Source organism: Chryseobacterium sp. W4I1, assembly GCF_030816115.1.
In the GTDB taxonomy this organism is placed as follows: Bacteria; Bacteroidota; Bacteroidia; order Flavobacteriales; family Weeksellaceae; genus Chryseobacterium.
In genome coordinates this window covers 44957-69863 of record NZ_JAUSXQ010000001.1, presented here as the reverse complement: position 1 = coordinate 69863, position 24907 = coordinate 44957, and the positions used below count along the sequence as shown (strand labels likewise).

The window sequence follows — 24907 nt, the reverse complement described above, 5'->3', positions numbered from 1 at the left end:
TTTTATTTTAAATACATGGAACTGGATTTAAAGTCCCATCAATATTCTGCTTTATTGTTTTTATTCCATCATCATCTATTCTTTGCAAGATAATTTTGTTTTCCAATCCCATCGCTTTTAACGTATTCATAAAAAGTTTTTCTAATCCTTTTGAATTCAGTTTTCCTGTTTGAGAATTACAATAAATTCCAGAAGTATCTGACAAAAGTTTAATTTGATTTCTGTATTGACTAATTTTTAATACTTCAAGATCAACTTCACTAAAAGCTCCAGATGCTGGCAAATCACTATGTCTTCCATTAAAGTGAATTACATAATGTATGCCATTGGGTGCAACCATACCTGAAAATGCATTTCCAGTGTTACCAATATTTTGATATCTGGCTATTTCAAGAAGAGTATCAACATCCGTAGCTGAAAATATATCTACTTTCGTTCCTGTGTGATTATGATAAGCCCCATTTAATAAAGAAGGATCTCCTATTACAACACTATGTGGTCCATTTTCAGTAGTTTGTGTCGGAGGACCATTTTTGTTTAATTTCCATCCTTTTTCTCCACCTATTCCACTGGCCATATGATTTTTCAGATCAGCAACTACATCATTTACTTCCTGATTTTCCAGTAGAGCTTTTGTTTTCTCACAAGGATTCTGTGGTGCCTCTGGCGTAGGGGTATTGCTTCCGCCTCCGCCACCGCTTCCTACACTTGGGTCAAAACAGTTATTATACCCTGTGCATCCTCCCTTGGGTCCGCCTCCTGTAGGCCTTGGTTTGGGAGGAGGAGAAATGATAATATCAGGAATGCCGCAGGCATCATCTTCCTCAAAGCCGCAGCCGTTTTTGCTGTTCAAACCATGCTTGAGTTTGTTTTTTGTATAGGCAATGCTGAATATTTTGTACACCTCATCATAATAGGCATGTCCAGAGTCCAGTTTCCTGAATTCTACTTCTGTTTCCTCATTTCTGAGAATACCAGCCATAAGGCCATCAACCTGGTTGCTTTTTATGATGGGATATATTACCCATCGCTCACCATCGTCCAGAAGCATCTCCTGAGAATGCAGGTTAAATTCTACATACTCTGATTCATTTTTATTAAAGCTTCCTTTTTTCAATAATGCAGCTCTCGAGTAGCCGGTCCCATTAATTTGGTCATAGTTTTCCAACAATGTTCTAAACCCTTGAGCGTAGTTTACAGATTCTTTATTGGCTACCGAAAACACCTGAAACTTGTTAGAGTAAGAAGGTTTTTCATTACCTGAAAGATAATCTTCGTTCGTCCTACATGACTGTAGACTGACAGCCATTGCTATCAACGGAAGGAACCGGAAGATAAAATTTTTTCTCATAGGTTTTGTGTTAATTAAGTTGTTAAAGATATATAATTTTCACAAACGTATGAATAATGTTTTAAATAGGCAAATTTGCCTATTTAAAATAGACCATAAACTCTAACCTTTGTTATGTGAAAGATTTGGATCAAATAAGGTTAAAGAAAATAGGAGAACGTCTACAAGAATTGCGTCTTCAGAAAAACCTCACGCAAAAGGAACTTGCTTTTATACTGGACATAGAAATTTCACAGATTACAAGAATAGAAAGAGGCGTTATCAATACTTCCGTTCTCAGCCTTATGAGAATTTCTGATGCTCTTGGAATGTCAATAAGTGAATTTTTAAAAGAAATAAACTAGCTCTTAATCTATAAAATAAGAATCCGGCTTTTTAAGCTCGCCCTGTGGCATTCCCGCCTGCTCAAAAATGGAATATTCAATTGTTCTGCATAGGCTATTCAGGGCAAGATCATTTTCCTCCTCCCCAAACGGTTCCCCGATCTCCTGGATAATAGCATCAAGGGCAATAAAAGTATAGCTGATTAAGAGAACGATCAGAGGCATCATCCAGTCCAGACTATCAACCAATCCAAACGGCAGCCAGAAACAGTACAGATAAACCGTGCGGTGAAGCAGAACACTGTAAGCAAAAGGTAAAGGCGTATTGTAAATTCTCTCACATCCTCCTGAAATATTGGAGAACTGGTTCAGCTGGTGATCCATAGAGGTCATCACGATTGTATCAATATTTCCTTTCTGCTGCTGTTCTTTCAGCCAGTCGGCAATAAAACCGAGAATGATGCTGGGAATAAATTTTTTATCTTTCAAATACTCCGCATGTTCCGGAGAAAGAAGTCTGGTTAAGTGCTCTGTCCCGGATTTATCTCTCAGCTGATCATTCAGTGACCAGCAGAATGCGGAAACCATTTTGATGATTTTTTCTTTTTCTTCTTTAGCACCGGGTGAGGAATCATTCACTAATGAAAGAATCTGTCTTGTCAAAGATCTTGTTTCGATGACCAATGATCCCCACAGCTTACGTCCTTCCCAGAAACGGTCGTAGCTTGCAGAATTGCAGAACCCCATGAAAATAGCCAGCGCAAGACCGATGAGCGTAAAAATAGTTGGATTAAGATGTACCTTATAGTCAAATATTTTTCCTTTAAAAAAATAGATGAGCAGGGAAAAAACTAAAATAACAACCAACTGGACAACAATTTTCTTCAATACAGAGCCTCTCCATATAAACAACATTTTCAGCCAGTTGGTCCGCTGTCTTACAATCATTAGTATGTATTTATATTAAAGCGAAAGAAAAGCATAGGCGAAAGAAAGCACAGAAATAATAATTCCTGCCATAAAGATCTTATACGTTATAGATAAAAGCTTGTATTTTCTGTCAAGCACTTTCCCCAGGAAATAAAGGTCTTTCACCATAGAATCGTAGATATAATCTCTGTCTTTGATCAGATCTTTCATAGCATTATGATAATCGTTGAACATCATCTGATGGAAGTTTCCGAAGAACAGAAGATTTACCTTTCTGTCTGTGATATCCTGAGCCGTAAAATTAGTTTTCGTTACATTGGGTTTTGTAGATAAAATCGCAAATATAATTGTCAAAACACTTGAAAGCAACAGGATAAAGCTTGGAATGATCAGGTGGGCATTTTTAGGTGTGTCCAGCTTAGGAACCAGCACGGAAAGACAGACTGAAATAATGATAGCGTTAACCGAAAGCAGAATATTCGCCTTACTGTCAGCAATATCGCTCAGTCTGGTGTGATTGTTCAGCGTTACCCTGAATAAGGTATCTACACTTCTGTCAGGCTTTGTCTCTTTAGGTTCTTTCTTATTGTCTGAATTTTCTTTTTTATCCTCTTCTTTTTCAAGCTTTTTTTCTATTTTCTTTATGTTTTTCTTTTTCAGAGGCTCCCAGTTTTCCTTTGCATAATCCGTGTAATAGTGATGCTTGTTTTTAAGCATTTCAAGATTTCCTGCATTCCATTCATCATTGGAGAAACATTTTACATTGGTAAGTTCCCATTCTTTTCTCAGTGCATCGGAAATTTCATTATAATCGTGACTGGCAAAATGACTGCAATCCGCATCTTTCACAATTTTTTCCAGAAGATTCTGTGGTTCATAAGTGATCTTTGTCGCCAGAATCAACTTAGAAACATCTTCAATATAAGTTTCAGAGTAATTTTCCTGCTTTAGAAAATCGGTAAGAATCTGCACACCTCTTTCCTCATGATTCTGGGCACATTCTACATAGCCTGTATCATGAAACCACAGCGCAAGCAGAACTTTTTCCTGATCTTCTTTAGATACAGGCGTATTTCGCAAGATCTCCTCTGCCTTATTAACGGTATAGGTCGTGTGAATAAAATTATGGTAAAAGTATACAGAAGATAACCTATCTTTGAATAAGATTTCGACATAATCTTTAGCTTTGTGTAAAATGCTCATTCCTGATTTTTTGTTAATGTAAATTTATGAATTTATCCTTTAAAACTCATTTAAAAAATACTTCTATTGCCTTTCGGGCAGTATTGTCTGCCGGAGTTCTCTATTCCTGCGCAACATATAACGTAAAAAAAGGTAAAAACTTATTTGAAGTTAAAAATTCCGACATCAAATCTGATAATGATTTTAAAATTTTCCTGATCGGGGATGCCGGAAATGCTGATGAGCCTCAGGCGCAGACCACTTTAAATTTACTTAAAAATAAACTGGATTCTGCAGATAGCAACTCTATGCTGATCTTTCTTGGCGATAATATCTATCCGAACGGAATGCCAAAGGAATCAGACAAAGACTATGCACTGGCAAAAGAAAAACTTGAGAATCAGCTTGCCATCACCAAAAATTTCAAGGGAAAAACATTGGTTATTCCCGGAAATCATGACTGGAAAAGCGGTCTGGATGGATTAAAGGCTCAGGAAGATCTTGTAAAGGCTTACTTCAATGACAAAAAAGCTTTTCTTCCTAAAAATTCCTGCGGTATTGATGATATTAATTTATCAAAAGATATCAAGCTTATTGTGATCGATACGAAATGGGCACTTACAAACTGGGATCAGTATCCGGGAGTGAATAAAAACTGTCCGATCAAGACCCGTGAAGATTTCTTCACAGAATTTAAAGATCTTGTCACTAAAAATCAGGATAAAAGAATTATTGTTGCCCTGCATCACCCTATTATCAGCAGTGGAACTCATGCAGGGTTCAATTCTGCAAAATCACATCTTTATCCGCTTAAAAGCAAAGTTCCGGTTCCTGTAGTTGCCAGTGTGATTAATGTACTGAGAAGTTCTTCCGGGGCAAGTCTTGAGGATATCAATAACCAGCATTATGCAGATCTGGCCAACAGGTTAAAAAGCATTGTTCAGGATAAAGAAAACATTATTTTTGTTTCGGGACATGATCACAATCTTCAGTATCATGAAGAGAGGAATATCAGGCAGATTATCAGCGGCGCAGGCTCTAAAACGGATCCTTCCACTATTGCAGAAAAAACCGATTTCTCTTATGGAGGCAGCGGCTTTGCCGTTTTGAATATAAGAAAAGACCAAAGTACTGATGTGGAGTATTTTTCTACAAAGGACAACAGTTTGAAAAAGCTGACGCATATCTCTGTGATTTCAAAACCTGATGCATTTATTAATAATTATCCAAAGGATTTCCCGGCTACAGCCACTTCAAGTATTTATCCGGTAAAGCTTACCCAAAAAGGACCTGTTTACCGTTGGCTGTGGGGTGAGCATTACAGGAAATATTACGGGATTCCAATTGAGGCACCAACGGCAGATCTTACTTCCCTGAATGGCGGATTTACCCCTTTCAGAGAAGGCGGAGGAAATCAGTCGAACAGCTTAAGACTAAAGGCAGCAGACGGACAGGAATTTGTGATGCGAGGCGTGAAGAAGAGTGCCGTTCGTTTTCTGAATAATATGGCTTTCAAAAAAAGCACTTTCGGGAATGAGCTGAACAATACCTTTCCTGAAAAGTTCCTGCTGGATTTCTATACCACCAATCATCCGTTTACCCCTTTTTCAGTAGGAAATATGGCTGATAAGCTCGGTATTTTTCACAGTAATCCGAAATTATATTATATTCCAAAGCAGTATGCTTTAGGAGAATATAATAAGAATTTCGGGGATGAAATGTACATGATCGAAGAACGCTTTTCTTCTGATCCTAAAACGCTGGCTTCACTGGACAATGCTAAAGATATTGTTTCTACAGATGATGTGCTGAAAAATTTCACCAAAAATTATAAGTATTCCGTAGACCGGGAATCGTACATAAGAGCAAGAATCTTTGATATGCTGATCGGTGACTGGGACAGACATTCCGACCAGTGGAAATGGGCAGAATACCAGGACGGTGATAAGGTTGTTTACAAACCGATCCCGAAAGACAGAGATCAGGCTTTCAGTAAATATGACGGGGCAACTTTCAAGATTATCATGAATGTTCCGGCCATCCGCCACATGAAAACATTTAAGGAAGAGATTAAAAATGTAAAGTGGATCAATATGGAGCCTTATCCTTTAGATCTTGTCTTTTTAAAGGGAGCAACACAGGAAGAGTGGACGGAACAGGCAAAATATATTCAGGAACATTTGACGGATGCTGATATTGACGAAGCTTTCTCTAATCTACCGAAGGAGGTAAAAGATGAAACGATTGCTGATATTCAGAGAAAATTAAAGATAAGAAAAACAAAACTGCAGGATTATGCTGCGCAGTATTATAATGTACTCCAGGAAAAGGTTTCGCTGGCAGGAACAGTAAATCCGGACAAGTTTGTCATTACAAAAAACGGTCATTCCGTGAATGTAAAACAATATAAATTAGACAAAAACAAGGAAAATCCTGAGCTGGTTTTTGAGAAAACCTATGAAGATTCAAAAACGAAAGAACTTTGGATCTACGGTCTTGAAGATGATGATATTTATGATGTTGCAGGAGAAGGTAGGCCAAAGACAAATATACGACTTATTGGGGGCTATAACCACGATGTTTATAATATTGCAGACGGAAAAAGTGTAAAGATTTATGATTTTAAATCCCAGAAAAATACGTACAACGGTTCAGGGACGAAAAATATTTCTGATGATTATGATATCAATACGTACAATTACAAACATCCGAAATATAATTTCTTTGCCGGCTATCCGAATGCAGATTACAACCCGGATGATGGTGTGATTTTGGGAGTTCTGGCTAATTATACAGTGAATAACTTTATCCGTGATCCTTATACACAAAAGCATAGCCTTAAAGTTAATTTCTATACGGCTACAGGCGGATTTAATGCGGCTTATAAAGGTATATTCAAAAAAGCAATATCGGGCTGGGATTTCAATCTCGATGCGGCGTACACTACTCCAAGATTCGCAGAAAATTTCTTCGGACTGTCTAATGAAAGTGTATACGATAAAGAAAATACGGAAAGAGAATACAACAGGGCAAGAATTTCCAAGTTCAATTTTGCACCGTCGATCTCTAAAAAAAGCTGGATGAACCTTCAGCATCAGTTCCAGCTGACGTTTGAGGATAATAAGGTGCAGAGAAATGGTGACCGCTTTGTGGATCAGTCTGCCGATGTAAGACCTGACGTTTTCAAAAGCCAGCAGTTTGCAGGGGCCAATTACACTTTCAGTTTCAAAAATCTGGATAATAAAGCTTTTCCTACTTTAGGACTTGAGTTTCTGGTCAATGCAGACTGGAAAACCAATCTTTCCAATACAGACAAGAACTTCTTTACTCTGAAAGGAAGACTGGCTATAGATCACAGAATTGATAAAAGAGGAAATTTTGTTTTTGCCAACTCCAGCAATGCAATGTGGATCAGCAATAATGACTTTGAATTCTACCAGGCAGCGAGTATTGGCGGAAATAACGGAATGAGGGCTTTCAGAAATGACAGGTTCTCAGGGAAATCTTATTTTACCAATAATTCTGAGATCCGGTGGGATTTCGGAAGGGTGAGAAATAACATTGTTCCGGCCAATATGGGAGTTCTGATCGGATATGATCTCGGACGTGTCTGGAACGACGGTGAGGATTCTAAAAAGTGGCATCAGTCTGTAGGAGCAGGATTCTGGCTGAGCGTTGTAGAAATGTTCTCTGCGAGACTGAATTACTTCTATGGTTCTGACGGAGGAAGAATCTCTGCAGGTGTTGGAATGACTTTCTAATTCTATCGCTTTTATATTTAATTCTATATTAATAAAACAAGAGGGACAATTTTTTTGTCCCTCTTGTTTTTATTTATGTCAGATTTAAGCTTTTGCAGCAGTCATTATTTAGTTTTGAAGTCAAATTCAAATCTATATACATTCCCTCCTTTTTCCTTATCTTTTTCATCTGCGATCAGCAGGGTTTTATCATCCAGGAAAACAATAGCTTCTTTCTGTGAATTATGATTCAACGGCACTTTTTCAATTTTTGCCGTATTGAAGTTATCTGCTGTGAATCCAGAAAGAACATGGATATTTCTATGGGTAAGCAGAACGATCTTATCATTGGTACTGTTGATGGCGGCAGAAGTGATGGCAGCATCGCTGTACTTCCCTGCAAGCTTAAGTTTCCCTATTAATTTGGCTTCAAACTCCCCTTCCCGATTAGGAAGCTGGAATACAAGGAAAGTTCCGTCAAAACCTTTGCTTCTGTTTTTGGTGAAGAGATAGAAGTTTCCGTTCATTTCTACGAAAGCTTCACAGTCATACAGCCAGTTTGATTTTTTTGGAGGGAATTCTGTCTGGCCTTCGTAATGAAATTTTGTCGTCTGGATCGCTTTTGTTGTTTTCTGGGAAGCATCTTGTAAATCTAACTTTAAAATAGCAAGATTCTGTCTGTTATTGTCATTATTTCCAAAATCCCCAATGTAAATATTTCCCTGAGCATCTTTTGTAATATCTTCCCAGTCATTGTTCTCAGCATTTTCTACCACAACATCAGCTACCTGCTTGCCCTGCCTGTTTAATCCGTAAACCATGTTTTTATTTCCCTGATCTTCTATAGCCCAGATAATATTTCCATCATGAGATAAAGCAATTCCTGAAACTTCTTTCAGCTTTTTAGGAAGGGGAAATTCAACTGTTAAATCATCCGTTTTTGGGGAGTCCTGAGCTTTTGGATTACAGCTCCACAACAGGAAAGCAGACAGGGTAAGGATACGCAACATAGCTATTTATTTAATTTTTTAAACTGAAAATACGAGTACCGTATATTTTTCTCTAAGTTATTAATAATCTGCTGATGGTGAAGAAAAAAACCGGCAGCAAGTCCGATTAAACTTCCAATAATGGTATCCAGAAGTCTCGCATGCATCAGGTTTTCTACGTTATGATGAACCATACTTCCGGTTTCTGTCAAAAGAATGGTCAGCGGGGTTATAAAGATAACGGCAAAACCATAATTTCTAACAATCAGCAGCTCTATAATGAACTGCAATATGGTGATGGTGATAATCATTTCTATTTTTGCAGGTTCAAAAAGCAGGATGAGCCATGCAAAACCTATTCCAATAAAGGTTCCAAGGATGCGGTGCATATTCCTTTGGCGGACATGCTCAAAATTCCTTCCCTGTATAATAGCTACTGCTGCAATGGAGATCCAATAGGTGTTTTCAAATTTTAAAAGATGACCAACAATCAGTGTCAGCATCATAAAGAAACCGATAATACTGCTTTCTACAAATTTGGTATATCTTCTCTTTTTAAAACTTCTCCTTCTCGGAACAGAAAAAACATCTCCTTTTTCTATAAAAACAGAATATAGAAAAGCAAGAGTACAAGACAGAATTGCTCCCATAGCCACAAGTCCTACCCTTGCCGGAATCATTTCAAGGTCAAATTGGTAGGTACTTGCCATTGCTGCCAGCATAATAAAGAAAAAATTTCCCGGCGGAGGAATTTTAAAATAGGATGTTATAAAATGGGCCAGAAAGGCCACAACTCCCAAAGATAAAGCGGCCGTATATCCATTAAAGCTAAAAAATAAACTTATGGTAAAAGAAAAAACCATCCCAAATGCACATACCGCCAGGTGAATCATCCGCTGGGTGATAGGCGCAGAGGTGAATATAAAATCGTAAGCGCTCCTAAACTTGACAGGCTTCCGTAATTGGGTTTTCCTAAAAAATAGCCTATGAAAAGACAGCTTCCGATACAGAGTGCTGCAAGAAACGGAAAATGCCACTTCCTTTCTGTCTTTTTGAATTCCAGGAGATAGTGAAACCTATGATTTTCAGACCGCTCAGCTTCCATATTATGACATCAGTTTCGCTTTTTCCCACAGTACATCCATCTCTTCCAGAGACAGATCAGCCAGCTTCAGATCAGATTTCTCAGCAAGATTTTCCATCTTCTGGAATCTTGAAATGAATTTTAAATTTGTTCTTTCCAGCGCAGAATCCGGATTAAGTCCTGAAATCCGTGCATAATTGATGAGTGAAAAAAATACATCGCCAAGTTCCAGCTCTTTTTTATGCGGATCAGTTTCCTCATAGAACTCCCGGATCTCTTCATCTACTTTTTTCCAGGCATCTTCTGCATCATGAAATTCAAAACCGATTCCCTTTACTTTATCCTGAATCCTGTAGGCTTTTACCAAACTGGGAAGACTTTTCGGAACGCCGCCCAAAATAGATGTATTGCCTTCCTTCAGCTTTAACTTTTCCCAGTTCTGTTTTACTTCTTCCTCATCCTTCACTTCTACATCACCGTAAATATGGGGATGACGGAAGATCAGTTTTTCGTTTAGAGAATTGATGACATCCGCAATATCGAAGCTCTCTTTTTCTGAACCTATTTTAGAATAAAAAACAAGATGAAGCAGCACGTCGCCAAGCTCCTTTTTGATTTCCTGTAAATCTTCCTGAAGTATAGCATCAGAAAGTTCATAGGTTTCTTCTAAAGTTAAATGACGAAGAGACTGCAGCGTCTGCTTTTGATCCCACGGACATTTTTCACGCAGATCATCCATGATGTCTAACAATCTTCCGAAGGCTTCTAGTTTTTCTTGTCTGGTATTCATAAGTTAAGAATTGAAAGTAGTGCAAATTTAGGGTAAATCTTTATTAATAAAGTTCTTTTGTCTTTAAACAAAAATGAAACATCCAAGACTTGAAATCTTTCACTAAAAATAATTTCTGTTCTCTAAAATTCCGAAATTGTACAGATTTAATATTGTTGATTCAGTTTTAAATTTATCCCGTACTTCAAACAGTAGTTTTTTTAGCGTTCACAGAATTTATTTTTTTACGCTACAGTCTCCTAAGTTGCCTTAAATCGGGTATAGAAAAACTCCCTGTCAGGAACTTTCTGACAGGGAGTTATATTTTACAATCCGGGATAAATTATCCTTTCTTGGTATGTGTACTTTTTGGAGCTGCTTTCGCGGCAGAAGTCGCTTTTACTTTTGGAGCGGCAGGTTTTTCAGCTTTTGGAGCTGCTTTTTTAGGAGCATCAATGCTTACTTCTTCTTTTGCTCCCTCTAATGTTTCAGGTTCTGCTTTTACGAAGCTTTCAGGAGTAATGTATCCTGCTTTGTGAAGAATATTATACCATTGAGCCAGCTTCTTAATATCTGAAGCATATACCCTATCTGTATCATAATTAGGAAGAGAAGCCGTCATGAAATCCTTCAGAACATCATCCGAAGATTTGTGAGAAATAGCTTCTTTATAATCGTAATTCTTAGCAATATTTTCAAAAACTTCGAACAAAGGAACTTCTTTATCAAATGTAAACATAGCAATATTGTCTAATAAACTCACTTGACTAGAGTTTCCAATACTTACTTTTTTCTTGGAACTAACATCTTCAATAATGAAACCGTTTCTTAATTGAGAAACTAATTTGAAAAGTCCTGGCTTTCCGGAAATTGAAATTATTTTTTCTAACAGCATAATTTTATTTTTTGTAAATTCTGCAATCGGCTCAAGGCTTTTTGCTGTGTATTATTTTTTTAATCCTTGTTTAATTACTTTGGAAATCTCATTTTGTAGCTAATGCTTACCTCACCCTGAGAGATCTTCGTCAGTTTACCTTTCACCAGTTTTTTCTTCAAAGTGCTTAAATGGTCGGTGAAAAGAACTCCTTCAATGTGATCATACTCATGCTGAATTACGCGGGCTCTAATATCGGAAAAAGTTTCTGTATGTTTTACAAAATTTTCGTCATAATATTCAATAACGATTGTTCCTTTTCTCTTTACATCTTCTCTTACATCAGGAATAGAAAGACATCCTTCATTGAATTTCCATTCTTCGCCGGATTCTTCAAGAATCGTTGCATTAATGAAAACTTTCTTGAAATCAGCCAGTTCGTCTTTGATATCTTCGTAATCTTCGTCGTCTGCAAGAGGAGTCACATCTATGACAAACAGGCGCAGATCCAGCCCGATTTGCGGCGCAGCCAATCCTATGCCGTTGGCACTGTACATGGTTTCGAACATATTATCTATAAGTTCCTGTAAACCTGGATAATCTTGGTCTATATCTTTTCCTACTTTTCTCAAAACAGGATCTCCAAAAGCTCTTATCGGTAAAATCATCTTGTTCTTTGTTCTAAAAAATTCTGCAATATAATCGTTGCGCTTACTTTATCTATCAACCCCTTTTCCTGTCTCTTCTTTTTACTTTTTCCACTTTGGGAAATAAAAAATGAAGCCATTTTGGAGGTAAATCTTTCATCAAAACGGTGAACCGTAATTCCTGGAAATTCTTTCTGAAATTCTCCAATGAATTTTAAAATATCGGTCTCCACTTCGGAAACGTTTCCTTTCAGATCTATGGGAAGCCCTACCACCACTTCATCCACTTTATTTTCGATGAAATATTTCTTTAAAAAATCTATCAAAACCGGAGTCTGGATGGTGTCCAGACCGCTGGCAATGATCTGCATATCATCTGTTGCAGCGATGCCGCAGCGTGCCTTTCCATAGTCTATTGCAAGGATCTGTCCCATAAGTGTGCAAATTTAGTAAAATTTAATGATTTTATTCATAACGCAGCTTTTTTATGGAAATGATGTTTTATTCCATTATTTTTTTTATAATTTTAATCTTCCAAAAAACGAAAATATGAAGAAACTCATCCTCGTAAGACATGCGAAAAGCGACTGGCCGGAAGAAACAGAGGACTTCGACAGACCCTTGGCAGACAAGGGATTGGAAGACGCCATGAACATGTCCAGATTCATGAAAAGCAATAACATTTCTATTGACCGGTTTGTTTCCAGTCCGGCAGTACGTGCATTAAATACATGTAAAATATTCAACCAAACCTATCAGCTGAATGTCTCTACAGAAGAGAAGCTTTACAATCCTTCAGAAAGGAATTTTGAATCTGTAATCTACGATCTGGATGACAGCGTAAGCTCTGTGGCTCTCTTTTCACATAACAACGGAATTTCCAATTTTGCAAATTCAATTTCTGAAGATATTTTTCATTTCCCCACCTGCGGAGTAGCCGGTTTTGAAATCGACTGCAATTCGTGGTCTGAATTTGACGGTGCCGGTAAAAAACTTCTGTTTTTTTATGAGCCAGGGAAAATATAGTTTCATCTTTTTTACCTGATTATTTACCTGCTCCTTTTTCCATGTCAGAAAAAGGAGAAGACTTATTCAAAGCAATTGCTTTCAATAGTGTTCCTCTTCAAAAGCTAAAATCTACACATCCTGCATAAAAAAAACGGGCTAAAGCCCGTTTCTATTGAATATTTTTTATTTCCCTTATTTTACTTTTTTCAGATCGAGATCATCGAAATCGAAGCTAAAGTCCGTAACATCTGAGATAGGCTTTAATCTTGCAGATGCTGCTTTTCCGGTTTCATCATAATCGAAAATGATGTAGGCATCGGCATCATAGCTTCTGTCGTCCCATTTGATGATGAATGAATTATTGGAATAAGGAAGCAGTTCCCCTTTCAGTCTTGGAGAATTTTTGCATGCAATTCTGTAGGTATTTCCCTGCTGTACAATTTCAACATCTCCAAACCATTGGTCATTATATTTTCCGGTGAACTGTTCTGCTTTTGGCTGAAGGTTTTTATCTTTTTTAAAGGCATCAGATTTAGCGAAAGCTTCTTTTTTCTGCTTGTCATATTCTAGGTTTACTTTTGACATTCTCTCACCGTAGGTTTTCAGCCAGTTTCTGTCTGCCATGCCTAGATAAGAATCTTTTACAGTGTTTGTAATCGTGTTGAAAGCGGCACCGGACTGCTGGTTGGTAAGTACAACAATTCCTAATTTCATATCAGGAATCAGGGTAAACTGGGTAACCGTCCCAATCAAACCGCCGGTATGCTGAATTTGTTTGTGACCTTTCACATCGCTTAGGAACCATCCCAATCCGTAGCCGTAAAAGCTCGTGTCATAAGGATTTTTCATGGCAACTTTATCAGGAATCTGCAGACTCCATAACTGCTGAACATTCTTATCTGAAACGAGTTTCTTACCGTCTTTGGTCGTGAAATTATTTAAAAGACATTCTGCCCAAGTGGTCATATCTTTAATATTACTCATGATTCCGCCTGCTGCATTTCCGGTTTCATTCCAATCATGGGGAACTGCAATGGCTTTTCCGTCTACCGGAGCATGAGCATCAATCTTATTGGATACGGCCTTAGCTCTGCTGTAGCTTCCAAAACTTGAAGTCATTCCTACAGGTTTCATAATTCTTTGCTCTATAAATTCGGCCCAACTGAGTCCGGAAATCCTGTGGATCACTTCTCCAGCTATGATGAACATGATATTGTTATAGTCTAATGTTGTTCTGAAAGGGTTTTCAGGCTTCAGGTATCTTACATTGTGAACAATATCATTCACAGTCAGATTTCCGCCTTCCGGAAAAAACATCAGATCGCCTTGTCCTAGTCCCAGTCCAGCTCGATGGGTAATCAGATCTTTAATGGTTATATTTTGCGAAACGTATGGATCATACATCTGAAATTCAGGGATGTATTTTGAAACTTTATCATCCCAGTTCAGCTTTCCTTCATCGGCTAAAATAGCAAGCGCAGTACAGGTAAACCCTTTGGAATTGGATGCAATACCTACCAAAGTATTATCATCCATTGGCTGTTTGGTGGTAAGAGAACGCTGCCCGAAACCTTTGGAATAGATCACTTTTCCGTCTTTTATTATGCCTACAGACATTCCCGGCACATCGAAAGTCTTTAAAGTATTCTGGATGAGCTCATCCAATTTTTTTTCTTCAACCTGGGCATTAAACAGGCCCACTGCCGCTAGAAAAAGTAGAAAAGAAAATTTCTGCTTCATTTTTTTAATTTTTTCAAATTTAATAAATATTCAATGATGCCTGTTTTATTACCTAAGTTTTATTTATTTAAGATTTACAAGATTCAATAAAATTTAAATCTTTCATAACTTTGCAGAAATATCAGATCTTCATGACCAAAATTCTCCTCCTTTCCGATTCTCATTCTTATATAGATGACCGTATTTTAGAATATGCTTCTCAGGCTGATGAAATATGGCATTGTGGTGATTTCGGAAGTATAGAAGTTATAGAAGAACTGGAAAAAATAAAGCCTTTAAAAGGTGTTTACGGCAATATAGATAATACGAAGATCCGAGCTGAGTTTCCTGAGGTGAACCGTTTTTTCTGTGAGAATCTTGAGGTTCTGATGATCCATATCGGAGGTTATCCAGGAAAATATACGCCTTTAACCCATAAAGAGATTTCTGCAAAGGCTCCTAAACTATTTATTTCAGGGCATTCTCATATCCTGAAGGCTATGTTTGACCAGAAAAACAATTTGCTTCACCTAAATCCCGGTGCATGTGGTAAACAGGGATGGCACAAGATGAGAACAATGATACGCTTCGTTGTGGAAGGTGATGAGATTAAGGATCTGGAGATCATTGAACTGGGGCCGAAAATTTAATTTTAAGAATAGATATGAAGATCGGAGACCAAGTTTCTGTAGTAGATGAAGATTTAAGCGGGATTATTACTTCCGTGAACGGAAATATTGTTGTTTTTTAAGGACGAATATGGATTTACCTATCAATATCCGAAAGAGAAACTGGTTCCCAAAAATGCTGATCTTTATGAAAATATCAGGATTGTGAAAAAAGCAGAACCAAAGAAAATTATTTCCAAAAAACATCAGAAAAATCACATGGTTCTTGATCTTCACTTTGAAAACCTTGTAAAAAACCCCAGTGATTATGACAGTTTTGAAAGACTGTTCATTCAAAAAGCAAAACTAACTGAAGTTCTGGATTTCTGCAGAAAGCATCATCTTAAGAGGCTTGAGATCGTTCACGGAATTGGCGACGGTACGCTTCAGAGAATGGTCATGGATGTTTTACAAAGCCAGACAGATATCGATTTTTACAATAAGGAAATACTTCACCATCAATCGGGTGCGGTTATGATAGAATTTCACTAAATTTGCATCAATTGAAATATGAACGTACTTAATTTACTTTTTACCAAAGACGGATTAATCTGCCAGATTGCAAAGAACAAAAGCATCCTGGAGGAAAAGTCTTATTTCGTTACGGAAGAAACACCGGAAAATCTTATAGAAGATAAATTGGATGAAATTCTTCTGAAGCAGAGGTTTGAAGAGATCCACGTGATTTCTGCACTGAATCATTTTACGCTGATGCCGGAGGGGTTTTCGGAACATGAAGCAGGATTTGAACTGATTGCTTTCAATGCCCCGGCTAATAAGGAAAAAGAAGAGCTGATGCTTTCTGTCAACAAAAAGTTTGGTGTACAGTTTTATTATACGTTCCCAAAAAACTTTTACAGGAAAATAAAAGAGCTGGCGGTTCCGGTTCATTTTAATTTTTCGGGAGAGAAGTTTTTAAACTCTATTAATAATAAGAATAATAAGGAAATTCATATCAATCTCTATCACAATCAGTGTGAATTTTTTGCCATTGATAGCAAGAAGGTGATTTTATACAATAATCTGGACGTGAATTCTGAGGTAGATTTTCTTTATTTCGTAATGTTTACACTAAGCAAAATAGGTTTTGGAATCAATGAAACTAATTTTTACGCTTATGGTGAAACTACGGAAAATGAAACTTTTATTTCCGAATTACAGAAATTCGTCAAGAATATGAGAATTGTTTTTGACAACGTTCCCAATAAGAATTTTATACTTAATTAGGTTGCAGGCTGCAGGTCAGAGGACTTATTCCCGAATATACTGACCTGTCGCCTGTAATCTGCGACCTAACAACTAAATAAATATGTTCAGAATAATCTCAGGTAAATGGAAAGCCAAGAAAATAGCCGCTCCCAAAAATTTTGATGTAAGACCTACAACGGATTTTGCGAAGGAAGCGCTTTTCAGCATCCTGGAAAATAAATATGATATGCAGTCGATATCCGTTCTCGATCTTTTTGCAGGCATCGGTTCCATTACTTTTGAATTCGGTTCAAGAGGATGCCAGGATATCACTTCAGTGGAAATGAATCCGAAACATACCAGTTTTATCAATTCTACGGCTTCAGAACTGGATATGTCAAAGCAGATCAATGTTCAGAGAGGCGATGTCTTCGACTGGCTTAAAAAATTCAGAAATAATAAGAGTTTCGAGATTGTATTTTCTGACGCTCCCTTTGAAATGGAAGAGAAGAAATACTATGAACTGCTGTCTTTGGTTCTGAACAATAAATATGTTAAACAGAATGGCATCCTGATCGTAGAACATCAAAGCAGAATGAAGCTGGAACACCCGAATTTAATAGACACCCGAAAGTACGGAAATGTAAGTTTCAGTTTTTTCGAAGCGAATAAAGAAGTTAATCAGGAAATTTAATTCCTGATTATTTTTTTTACGGAATAATCAGGTGCTGAAATACCCCAGTTGGTAATAGCTTCAAGTACCGGAAGTAAAGTCTTTCCGAAGTCCGTTAATGCATATTCAACTACCAAAGGTGGCTTTTCCGTAAAAACCTTTCTACTTATAATTCCATCCTCCTCCATTTGTTTAAGCTGCAAGCTCAACGTCCTTTCCGTAATGGTAGGAATGGATTTTCTTAATTCATTATATCTTTTGGCACCATCAATTAAGTGGTGTAAAATGACTGCTTTCCATTTCCCGCCGATAAACCTCATGGTTACACTGGTACAACAAGGATAAGATTTGTTATCTACTGTATACATTTATACTATCATTTTTAACCGTTATTGCAAAGGTAGTAAACTTAAATTACTTTTGTAACTATAAAAATGATAGTACAATAATTTATGAATTTTTTAGACCAAATGAAAAAGAGGTATACGGTAAAAAAGTATAATCCTCAAGCCAAGATCAGTGCAGAACAGATTACAGAATTGAAAGAGATCCTTAATTTAAGCCCTTCTTCTATCAACAGCCAGCCATGGAATTTTATTTTTGTGAATAAGCCTGAACTAAAGGGGCAATTGGCAGAAGCATCTTATTTTAATAAGGAGAAAGTACTGGAAAGCAGTCATGTGATCGTATTCCAGGTATTGAAAGATCCCGCAGATTTTGAAAAACAGATTGAAGAAAATCTTCCCGAAGTTTCAGTTAGCTATTACAGAACCATGGTAAAGCCCAATGGAGAAGCTGCAATCAAATCATGGTTGGGACATCAGGTTTATCTGTCTTTGGGAATCCTCTTGTCGGCTTGTGCTGCCATGGGAATTGATTCTACCCCTATGGAAGGTATTGAAACAGATAAGTATAGTGAAATCTTGAAAAATGATTCTTATGAAACGCTTTTCGCCGTTGCTATAGGAAAGAGAGCTGATAACGACAGTAACCACCCGGAAACTACTCCGAAAAGGAGACTGAAAAGAGAAATGGTTATTTTAGAATCCTAATAATCCTGAAATTTCCAATAAAAATAAAAGCTGTTTCTCAGGAAACAGCTTTCTGTATTATAATACTTTTAGTTCTAAATCTATGGTCTTTCCGAAGAATTTCTTGGAAATCTTTTCAAAGTTTTTCGTGAGATCGGAAAGGTAAAAGTGATAATTCGGTTTTGGATTATTATCATTCAGAAGGTGGTATTTATCCAAAATGATCTTTAGATGATTGGCTACAATATTGGGAGAATCTATGACACGCACTCTGTTTCCATAATACTGTTTGATCTCATCGATCAGTAATGGATAATGGGTACAGCCAAGAATCAGCGTTTCGATATTTTTCAGCTTGCTATTGCTTAAATAATTATAAATGATGGCATGGGTAATCGGATGATTCTTAAAACCTTCCTCAATAGCAGGAACCAGCAAAGGTGTAGCCAGTTCATCCACTTTGATCCATTTATTCTGTTTCCTAATGCTTTTTTTATACAGTCCTGAATTCACCGTAGCTTTTGTTGCAATTACCCCAACATTATTATGAATTTCATACGCTACTTTTTCAGCTACCGGATTAATAACGTCTATAACAGGTACTTTTCCACTCACTGCCTGCATTACTTCGTTTAAAGCATTTGCTGTGGCCGTATTACATGCTATTACAATGGCTTTACAGTTCTGCTGAAGCAGAAAATTGGTGATCTTGGTAGAATATTCTATAATTGCTTCTTTCGATTTCTCACCGTACGGAAGGTGTTTGGTATCTCCAAAATAAATCAGATCTTCATGAGGCAGAAGTCTTTTGATCTCTTTGGCTACAGTAAGCCCTCCCACCCCGCTGTCGAAAATACCGATCGGCTGGCTTGGCGAAAGATGTGAATAATCTTGTTTTTTAGTTTTCAAGTGAGCTGATATTTTATACAAAAATACGAAGATTTTTAGATTCTATATTCCTGATTTTACACTTTATTTGATAAACGGAATGTATCACAAATTAGACTTTATTTTTAACAATATCACGTTTTGACTTCGCTCAGCATGACATCGAGAAACCATATCTAAACTTAATGTATAATTTAAAATTATGTTGAACAAGTTGAAGCATCCCGATTAGGGCTTACTTAAACAATAAACAGGTCCGAAGCAATTCCATCAGCCATAAACCAGTGTTTTTCGGGTATTGTGAGATGATTATTTTCGATCACTAAAATATTTTCCTCTATTTTTGACTTTATTTCATGTTGAAAATGGTCAAGAATTCTTTCGGAAAATTTTTGATTAAGACTTTCAAGATCTGCACCCCAAATCGTTCTAAGGCCAATCATAATCATTTCATTGAACTGATCTTCCTGTGAAAGGATCTCTTCTTCTTTGGCAAGAATTCCCGCACTCAGTTTTTTTATGTACTGCTGATTGTTGGCCACATTCCAGCTTCTGACATCAAAACCGTTGTATGAATGAGCGGAAGGACCTATTCCCAGGTATTCCCTGTATTTCCAATAGGACGAATTATGCCTGGAATAAAAGCCTGGTTTTGCAAAATTGGAGACTTCATAATGATCAAATCCGTTATCTTTTAAGAAATCTGAAAGATAATAGAACTCTTTATTCTGTTCTTCTTCTTTAGGGCTTAATACTTTTCCTTTTGAGATCCAGTTTTCCAAAGCCGTTTTGGGTTCTACGGTAAGTGCATACGATGAAATATGGGGTACTTCAAGGGCGATGGTTTTATTTAAATTTTCTTTCCAGATTTCCAGATTGGATGTCGGTGAACCATAGATCAGGTCGATGCTTAAATTTTCAAAGCCGAAATCCTGTGCTCTTTTGATGGAACTTTCTGCTTCAGAAGCATTATGGGCCCGGTTCATCAGCTTAAGATCTTCTTCAAAAAAACTCTGGGTACCGATAGAAAGCCTGTTAACAGGTGTATTGGAAAGCTGTTTCAAAAATTGCTTATCCAGATCATCAGGATTTGCTTCTAAAGTGATCTCAATATCTTTATCAAAACTGAAAGATTTTAAAACCTCATCAATCAGAGAACTGATCTCATCCACTGAAAGAATAGACGGTGTTCCACCTCCAAAATACAATGACTTTAAATTTTTGTTCTGCAGCTCATTCTTTCTGAGCATGATCTCGGTTTTCATGGCACGGATCATTTCATCCTTAAAATTAAGGGACGTAGAAAAGTGAAAATTGCAGTAGCTGCATTTTTGTTTGCAGAATGGGATGTGAATGTATATCATAAAAAAAGCTCTGAAAATTTCAGAGCTCAAATTTATTTAAATTAAATCAGATTAATATCTATATCCTCTATGATTAATAAAGTTATCGAAATTATACCCCAAACCGATCATGAAGCTGTTTCCTCCATAAGTTTGAATATCAGACATTCCGATATTATAGGTCGCTCCGATCATGAATTTATTGAATCTTACTTTAATAACAGGTGCTACCTGAAGCTGTTGGCTGTCGAATCTGTTCTGTACCGTTCTATAGCTTACTCCGGCAGAGAATGAATTGATATCATTAAAGAAAGTCGCCATTAAGTTATAGTCGATCATTCTTGTTGAATTCGTGTTCAGGTTAATTAATGCTGAAGGTGTTACATACATATTATCAGCAAAATGCCAGTCGTATCCTAAGTTTAAGAAAAATTTAATTGGTGAAGGCTCAATTCCGTTTACAATAGCCTTATCATTGCTTAGTGCGATATCGTTTACAGATACTCCTGCAAAGATATTTCTATAGGTAGCCGCAGCTCCGAAGTTGGCATAAGCCATGAAAATATTCCCTTCCTTTCCGATCAATAATGGATCGTAACCATCTTCAACATTCACTGAAGTATAGTCGAAGTTCATATTGTAAAATGAAACACTAGTACCAAAAGAGAATTGATCTTTTCTTTCTCCCTCGCTGCTTAGTGGAATAAAGTATGAAGCACCCGCCGTGATTCCGCCTGCAGAAATAGGTCCGTTACTATCTCTGAAAATAGAGAGCCCTGCTCCCACTCTGTCGAAGATATTCCCGTTGATTCCTATAGACTGCGTATTTGGAGAATCGCTGAACTTGTCAAATTGTTTGTGATAATTAGCATTTAGCTGCACGTAGTCGGTCTTTCCGTACTGAGCTGGGTTGAACAGGAATTCACCATCCAAAAGGTACTGCTGATAGTATGGTAGTGATTCTTGTGCTTTGTATGCATTTGACAAAAGAGCTAAACATACGATAGCATATAGTTTTCTCATAACAAATCTTGATTTCAATTCAACAAATATAAAAAAATTCTCAATATATTTTTAGTTTTCTAAATAATTTCTCCATTTTTTTACAGCATCCGCCATATCTTTGGGCATTGGGCTCTCAAAATATAATTCCTTCTTAGTCGTTGGATGTACAAACCCTAAAGTATGGGCGTGAAGTGCATGCCTAGGGAGAATTTCAAAAACATTTTTGATAAACTGCTTATACTTAGGAAGATTCACTCCTCTTAGCGGAACATTTCCCTCATATCTCTCGTCATTAAATAAAGTATGACCAATATGTTTGAAATGTGCCCGGATCTGATGAGTCCTTCCGGTCTCAAGTTTACATTCTACCCAGGTCATATATTTAAAGCGTTCCAAAACTTTGTAATGGGTTACCGCATGCTTTCCATGGCTTCCATCTTCATATACTGACATCTGCATCCGGTTTTTAGGATGCCTGCCGATATGCCCTTTAATGGTGCCCTCATCTTCCTTAGGATTTCCCCATACAAAAGCCCAGTACAGCCTTTTCGTAGTTCTGTTAAAAAACTGTTTTGCCAAAAAGCTCAGTGCATATTCATTTTTAGCGATTACCAGCAATCCGGAAGTATCTTTATCAATTCTGTGAACAAGTCCTACCCTGTCCAGATCAGATTTCAATCCGTTCTTTTCAAAATGGAAAGCCAAAGCATTCACCAGCGTTTTATCATAGTTCCCATGACCAGGATGCACAACCATTCCGGCATCTTTATCTACCACCAGCAGATCATCATCTTCGTAAACGATATGAACAGGGATATCCTGTGGGATAATAATATTCTCTCTCGGGGGATGGGCAAGCAATACTGAGATCTGATCACCAGGCTTTATACGGTAGTTCTGCTTCACCACATTTCCGTTAACGACCACATTTCCAGCTCTGCAGCTTTGCGAAATCTTATTCCTTGAAGAGTTTTGCCTGAATGCTACTAAGAACTTATCAATCCTTGTTGACTCTTGGTTTTTGTCAACTGTGATATTAAGATGTTCGTACAATCCTTTATTTTCCTCATCAATATCAATAGTATCAATACTGTCGGAATTCAGTAATTCATCATCTAAAAAATCTTCGTTATCTTCTGCCATTGTTTTATCTTTTTTACGCAAAAGGCCCCAACATTTTGCAGTTGAAGCCTATATTTTATATAATAAACCGTTATTATTCCACTACTACTTTTTTAGCCTTTGGCTTTTGGACCGGCTGTTGAGCCGTATTTCCGGAAGCTGCAGGTTTAGTGCTTGCTGCAGTGATTTTAGGTTTTTCTATTCCTGATACGGCAGGTTTGGCTCCGGTGGCAGCACTTGTTTTAGGCTGCTCTGTTTTTACAGGTTCAGATTTCGGAACTTCTTTTTTAGGTACCGGTGGTGCCACAGGCGGTGCATAGCTTGGCTCAGTATAGGTGGGAACCTCTTCATAATGTACCGGAGGCAGTGAAGTATCTACTTTCATACGGTAGATAGAGTTCAGCTGTTCTACTTTAGCTCTAAGCTCAGCAGGCGTTCTCTTACTTGCCCAAAGATCGATCTGCATACCCTGGTCTCTCACATCTCCTGAAGCGGGGTCCTGATAATAGATAATATCAGATTCGTCCTTGCTGCCATCCTCATGCTCTACCAGCCCTACTTCAAACATACTTTTTGCAATAACCACTCTGGCTTCTTTTACCGAAAGTCCTACCACACTAGGAATAGAAATATTTCTCATAGGTCCGGAGCCTAATACAACGTCGATTACAGAGAATCGAGGAAGACGTGCTCCAGGATTTACAGCGTTACCTTTATATAATACTCTTAAAAGAGCATCTTTCTGAATACTCGGCTCATAGATCGTATCACCGATCTTAAGACCCACCTGATCCAATCTCTGGAAGGCTAATCCCGAATATCTGTTGATTACGTCAGGAACGGTAATAGGTGCCCATGTTCTTGGGTTGACAACAATTCTTACCAATGATCCCGGTTTTACACGAGAACTGGAGATAGGATGCATCTTTAAAACCTGGAAAGGCTTATATTTAGGATTATATTCAGCACTGTCTACTTCATACTCAAGCCCGGTATCTTCCAATATTTTCACAGCATCGTAAACAGATTTATTGATAACATTGGGCACAGGAATTTCCTGACCGTGATTGGTATGATATTCCAGCCAGCGGAAAGTAAGCCACACCAACCCCACAAAAACACCGATGGCGACTACTAAATTCAGTAAAACTTTCCAATTGAAAAGTGATTTAAGCATACTTAAAAATACTTTAATTATAACGGCAAATATAGCTAATAATTTTAAATGTACTTTTATTTAACACAATTCATTTCAATTTTAAAATTTATGAATTTCCCTTATTGCATTACATAAAATGATTAAATTTGCCTTAATTGATACTATAATGGTTATGAGCAAAAAAAGTGTTGCCGTTGTCATGGGAGGCTATTCAGACGAATATGTGGTTTCCTTAAAAAGCGGTCAGTTGATCTATGATTCGCTGGACAGAAATCTATATGATGTATATAAAGTAGTCATCCTGAAAGATGAATGGTATTTTTTAGGAGAAAATGATAAAAAATATGAAATCAGCCGTGGGGATTTTTCGGTGACATTAGACAATAATGAAAAACTGCAATTCGATGTCTGTTTCAACATCATCCACGGAACTCCTGGAGAAAATGGGATTCTTCAGGCCTACTGGGATGCTATCGGACAAAAATATACTGGTTGTGGCTTTTATCAGAGTGCTTTGACCTTTAATAAAAAAGACACCTTGGCAGTATTGTCAAAATATGGTATTCCTTCTGCTAAAAGTATTTATTTACGAAAAGGAGAAGCTATCAATACGGATGAGATCATTGAAAGTCTTGGCCTGCCGGTTTTCGTTAAACCCAATCAGTCAGGATCTTCTCTTGGCATTTCCAAAGTAAAGGATAAGTCAGAATTAATCGCAGCTACAGAAATTGCCTTCAAAGAAGATGATGAAATTCTGATCGAAAGTTTTCTGGACGGAATGGAAGTTTCTGTAGGGGTAGTAGATTTCAAAGATGAAGCTATCGTTTTAGGAATCACTGAAATTGTTCCTACCAATGAATTCTTTGATTACGAGGCTAAATATGAAGGAGCATCAGAGGAAATTACTCCTGCAAGAATTGATGATGCTACCAGAATCAGGGTGGAAGAAATTTCAAAAAGAGCCTACAAATCACTTGGTATGAGCGGGTTTTCAAGAAGTGAATTTATACTGATGGATGGCATTCCTTATATGCTTGAAATAAATACCAATCCCGGATTCTCCCCTGCCAGTATTTTGCCACAGCAGGCAAGACATTACGGAATCTCTATCACAGACTTGTGTGGAAACGAAGTAGAAAAAGCTCTTAATAAGTAAAAGCATGAAAAGGGGTATTTTCTGCTTTATTATTAATTCCTTTTCTTGCATTCACTCA

Annotated in this window: 26 protein-coding genes; 9 read left to right on the top strand and 17 right to left on the bottom strand. The window is 37.3% G+C overall.

Features of this window, described 5'->3' with window-relative positions; translation table 11 throughout:
• Positions 1-7 precede the first annotated feature (7 nt).
• A complete protein-coding gene (locus QF044_RS00340; RefSeq protein ID WP_307262290.1) occupies positions 8-1351 on the bottom strand; it encodes a hypothetical protein in 1344 nt (447 codons plus the stop codon).
• A gap of 116 nt (positions 1352-1467) precedes the next feature.
• Between QF044_RS00340 and QF044_RS00335 the strand changes: the two genes are divergently transcribed.
• The gene (locus QF044_RS00335) at positions 1468-1695 is read left to right on the top strand and encodes a helix-turn-helix domain-containing protein (protein ID WP_307262288.1); all 228 of its coding nucleotides are present in this window, start codon (positions 1468-1470) and stop codon (positions 1693-1695) included.
• 3 nt (positions 1696-1698) lie between these two features.
• Here the strand turns inward: QF044_RS00335 and QF044_RS00330 are convergent, their stop codons facing one another.
• Both QF044_RS00330 and QF044_RS00325 read right to left on the bottom strand, forming a co-directional pair.
• A complete protein-coding gene (locus QF044_RS00330) occupies positions 1699-2622 on the bottom strand; it encodes a bestrophin family protein (protein WP_307262285.1) in 924 nt (307 codons plus the stop codon).
• A 15-nt stretch (positions 2623-2637) separates the two neighbouring features.
• Positions 2638-3807, bottom strand: coding sequence for a Pycsar system effector family protein (locus tag QF044_RS00325; protein WP_307262282.1), 1170 nt, complete (start codon positions 3805-3807; stop codon positions 2638-2640).
• Between the two features lie 26 nt (positions 3808-3833).
• Here QF044_RS00325 and QF044_RS00320 point away from each other — a divergent pair, with 26 nt between their 5' ends.
• On the top strand, positions 3834-7547 hold the full coding sequence (locus QF044_RS00320; RefSeq protein WP_307262279.1) for a metallophosphoesterase: 3714 nt from the start codon (positions 3834-3836) through the stop codon (positions 7545-7547).
• 104 nt (positions 7548-7651) lie between these two features.
• Here QF044_RS00320 and QF044_RS00315 read toward each other — a convergent pair whose 3' ends face one another.
• From QF044_RS00315 to ruvX, 7 genes are all read right to left on the bottom strand, one after another.
• Positions 7652-8536, bottom strand: a complete 885-nt coding sequence (locus QF044_RS00315) for a hypothetical protein (RefSeq protein ID WP_307262276.1) — start codon at positions 8534-8536, stop codon at positions 7652-7654.
• Positions 8537-8538: 2 nt separating this feature from the next.
• Positions 8539-9408, bottom strand: coding sequence for an FUSC family protein (locus tag QF044_RS00310; RefSeq protein WP_307262274.1), 870 nt, complete (start codon positions 9406-9408; stop codon positions 8539-8541).
• Positions 9405-9620 (bottom strand): hypothetical protein, encoded by a 216-nt coding sequence (locus tag QF044_RS00305; protein ID WP_307262272.1) that lies wholly within the window; start codon positions 9618-9620, stop codon positions 9405-9407. Before QF044_RS00305 ends, QF044_RS00310 begins: the two co-directional genes overlap by 4 nt.
• Before the next feature lies 1 nt (position 9621).
• Positions 9622-10389, bottom strand: coding sequence for a nucleoside triphosphate pyrophosphohydrolase (gene mazG / locus QF044_RS00300; RefSeq protein WP_307262270.1), 768 nt, complete (start codon positions 10387-10389; stop codon positions 9622-9624).
• A 322-nt stretch (positions 10390-10711) separates the two neighbouring features.
• A complete protein-coding gene (locus QF044_RS00295; protein ID WP_307262268.1) occupies positions 10712-11263 on the bottom strand; it encodes a DUF5606 domain-containing protein in 552 nt (183 codons plus the stop codon).
• 74 nt (positions 11264-11337) lie between these two features.
• A complete protein-coding gene (gene def, locus QF044_RS00290) occupies positions 11338-11910 on the bottom strand; it encodes a peptide deformylase (RefSeq protein WP_307262265.1) in 573 nt (190 codons plus the stop codon).
• Positions 11907-12323, bottom strand: a complete 417-nt coding sequence (ruvX, locus tag QF044_RS00285; protein WP_307262262.1) for a Holliday junction resolvase RuvX — start codon at positions 12321-12323, stop codon at positions 11907-11909. The genes def and ruvX overlap by 4 nt, the downstream gene beginning before the upstream one ends.
• Positions 12324-12438: 115 nt before the next feature.
• On the opposite strand from ruvX, the gene QF044_RS00280 reads away from it, so the two are divergent.
• Complete coding sequence (locus QF044_RS00280; protein ID WP_307262260.1) at positions 12439-12915, top strand: histidine phosphatase family protein; 477 nt, start codon at positions 12439-12441, stop codon at positions 12913-12915.
• Between the two features lie 174 nt (positions 12916-13089).
• Here the strand turns inward: QF044_RS00280 and QF044_RS00275 are convergent, their stop codons facing one another.
• The gene (locus QF044_RS00275) at positions 13090-14637 is read right to left on the bottom strand and encodes a serine hydrolase (protein WP_307262258.1); all 1548 of its coding nucleotides are present in this window, start codon (positions 14635-14637) and stop codon (positions 13090-13092) included.
• Between the two features lie 131 nt (positions 14638-14768).
• Between QF044_RS00275 and QF044_RS00270 the strand changes: the two genes are divergently transcribed.
• The 4 genes from QF044_RS00270 to QF044_RS00255 all read left to right on the top strand — a co-directional run bounded on the left by QF044_RS00270 (position 14769) and on the right by QF044_RS00255 (position 17166).
• On the top strand, positions 14769-15266 hold the full coding sequence (locus QF044_RS00270) for a metallophosphoesterase (RefSeq protein ID WP_307262255.1): 498 nt from the start codon (positions 14769-14771) through the stop codon (positions 15264-15266).
• An 87-nt stretch (positions 15267-15353) separates the two neighbouring features.
• The gene (locus QF044_RS00265) at positions 15354-15776 is read left to right on the top strand and encodes a Smr/MutS family protein (RefSeq protein WP_307262252.1); all 423 of its coding nucleotides are present in this window, start codon (positions 15354-15356) and stop codon (positions 15774-15776) included.
• Between the two features lie 18 nt (positions 15777-15794).
• On the top strand, positions 15795-16511 hold the full coding sequence (locus QF044_RS00260) for a DUF3822 family protein (protein ID WP_307262250.1): 717 nt from the start codon (positions 15795-15797) through the stop codon (positions 16509-16511).
• Positions 16512-16593: 82 nt separating this feature from the next.
• A complete protein-coding gene (locus QF044_RS00255) occupies positions 16594-17166 on the top strand; it encodes an RsmD family RNA methyltransferase (protein ID WP_307262247.1) in 573 nt (190 codons plus the stop codon).
• Here QF044_RS00255 and QF044_RS00250 read toward each other — a convergent pair.
• On the bottom strand, positions 17163-17513 hold the full coding sequence (locus tag QF044_RS00250; RefSeq protein ID WP_307262245.1) for a helix-turn-helix domain-containing protein: 351 nt from the start codon (positions 17511-17513) through the stop codon (positions 17163-17165). The genes QF044_RS00255 and QF044_RS00250 overlap by 4 nt on opposite strands.
• A gap of 84 nt (positions 17514-17597) precedes the next feature.
• Between QF044_RS00250 and QF044_RS00245 the strand changes: the two genes are divergently transcribed.
• Positions 17598-18197: an NAD(P)H-dependent oxidoreductase gene (locus QF044_RS00245; protein ID WP_307262242.1), complete on the top strand. Its 600-nt coding sequence runs from the start codon at positions 17598-17600 to the stop codon at positions 18195-18197.
• Positions 18198-18254: 57 nt separating this feature from the next.
• Here the strand turns inward: QF044_RS00245 and murI are convergent, their stop codons facing one another.
• The 5 genes from murI to QF044_RS00220 all read right to left on the bottom strand — a co-directional run bounded on the left by murI (position 18255) and on the right by QF044_RS00220 (position 23711).
• Positions 18255-19085, bottom strand: a complete 831-nt coding sequence (gene murI / locus QF044_RS00240; RefSeq protein ID WP_307262240.1) for a glutamate racemase — start codon at positions 19083-19085, stop codon at positions 18255-18257.
• Positions 19086-19303: 218 nt separating this feature from the next.
• Positions 19304-20428 carry a radical SAM family heme chaperone HemW gene (hemW, locus tag QF044_RS00235; RefSeq protein WP_307262238.1) on the bottom strand — a complete coding sequence of 375 codons (1125 nt, stop codon included), beginning with the start codon at positions 20426-20428 and terminating at the stop codon, positions 19304-19306.
• Positions 20429-20479: 51 nt separating this feature from the next.
• Entirely contained in the window at positions 20480-21430 is a 951-nt protein-coding gene (locus tag QF044_RS00230; protein WP_307262234.1) for a PorP/SprF family type IX secretion system membrane protein, read from the bottom strand.
• A gap of 51 nt (positions 21431-21481) precedes the next feature.
• Positions 21482-22555, bottom strand: coding sequence for an RluA family pseudouridine synthase (locus tag QF044_RS00225; protein ID WP_307262232.1), 1074 nt, complete (start codon positions 22553-22555; stop codon positions 21482-21484).
• A gap of 73 nt (positions 22556-22628) precedes the next feature.
• Positions 22629-23711 (bottom strand): PASTA domain-containing protein, encoded by a 1083-nt coding sequence (locus QF044_RS00220; RefSeq protein ID WP_307262230.1) that lies wholly within the window; start codon positions 23709-23711, stop codon positions 22629-22631.
• A 154-nt stretch (positions 23712-23865) separates the two neighbouring features.
• Between QF044_RS00220 and QF044_RS00215 the strand changes: the two genes are divergently transcribed.
• Positions 23866-24849 carry a D-alanine--D-alanine ligase gene (locus QF044_RS00215; RefSeq protein ID WP_307262227.1) on the top strand — a complete coding sequence of 328 codons (984 nt, stop codon included), beginning with the start codon at positions 23866-23868 and terminating at the stop codon, positions 24847-24849.
• The last annotated feature ends 58 nt before the right edge of the window (positions 24850-24907 follow it).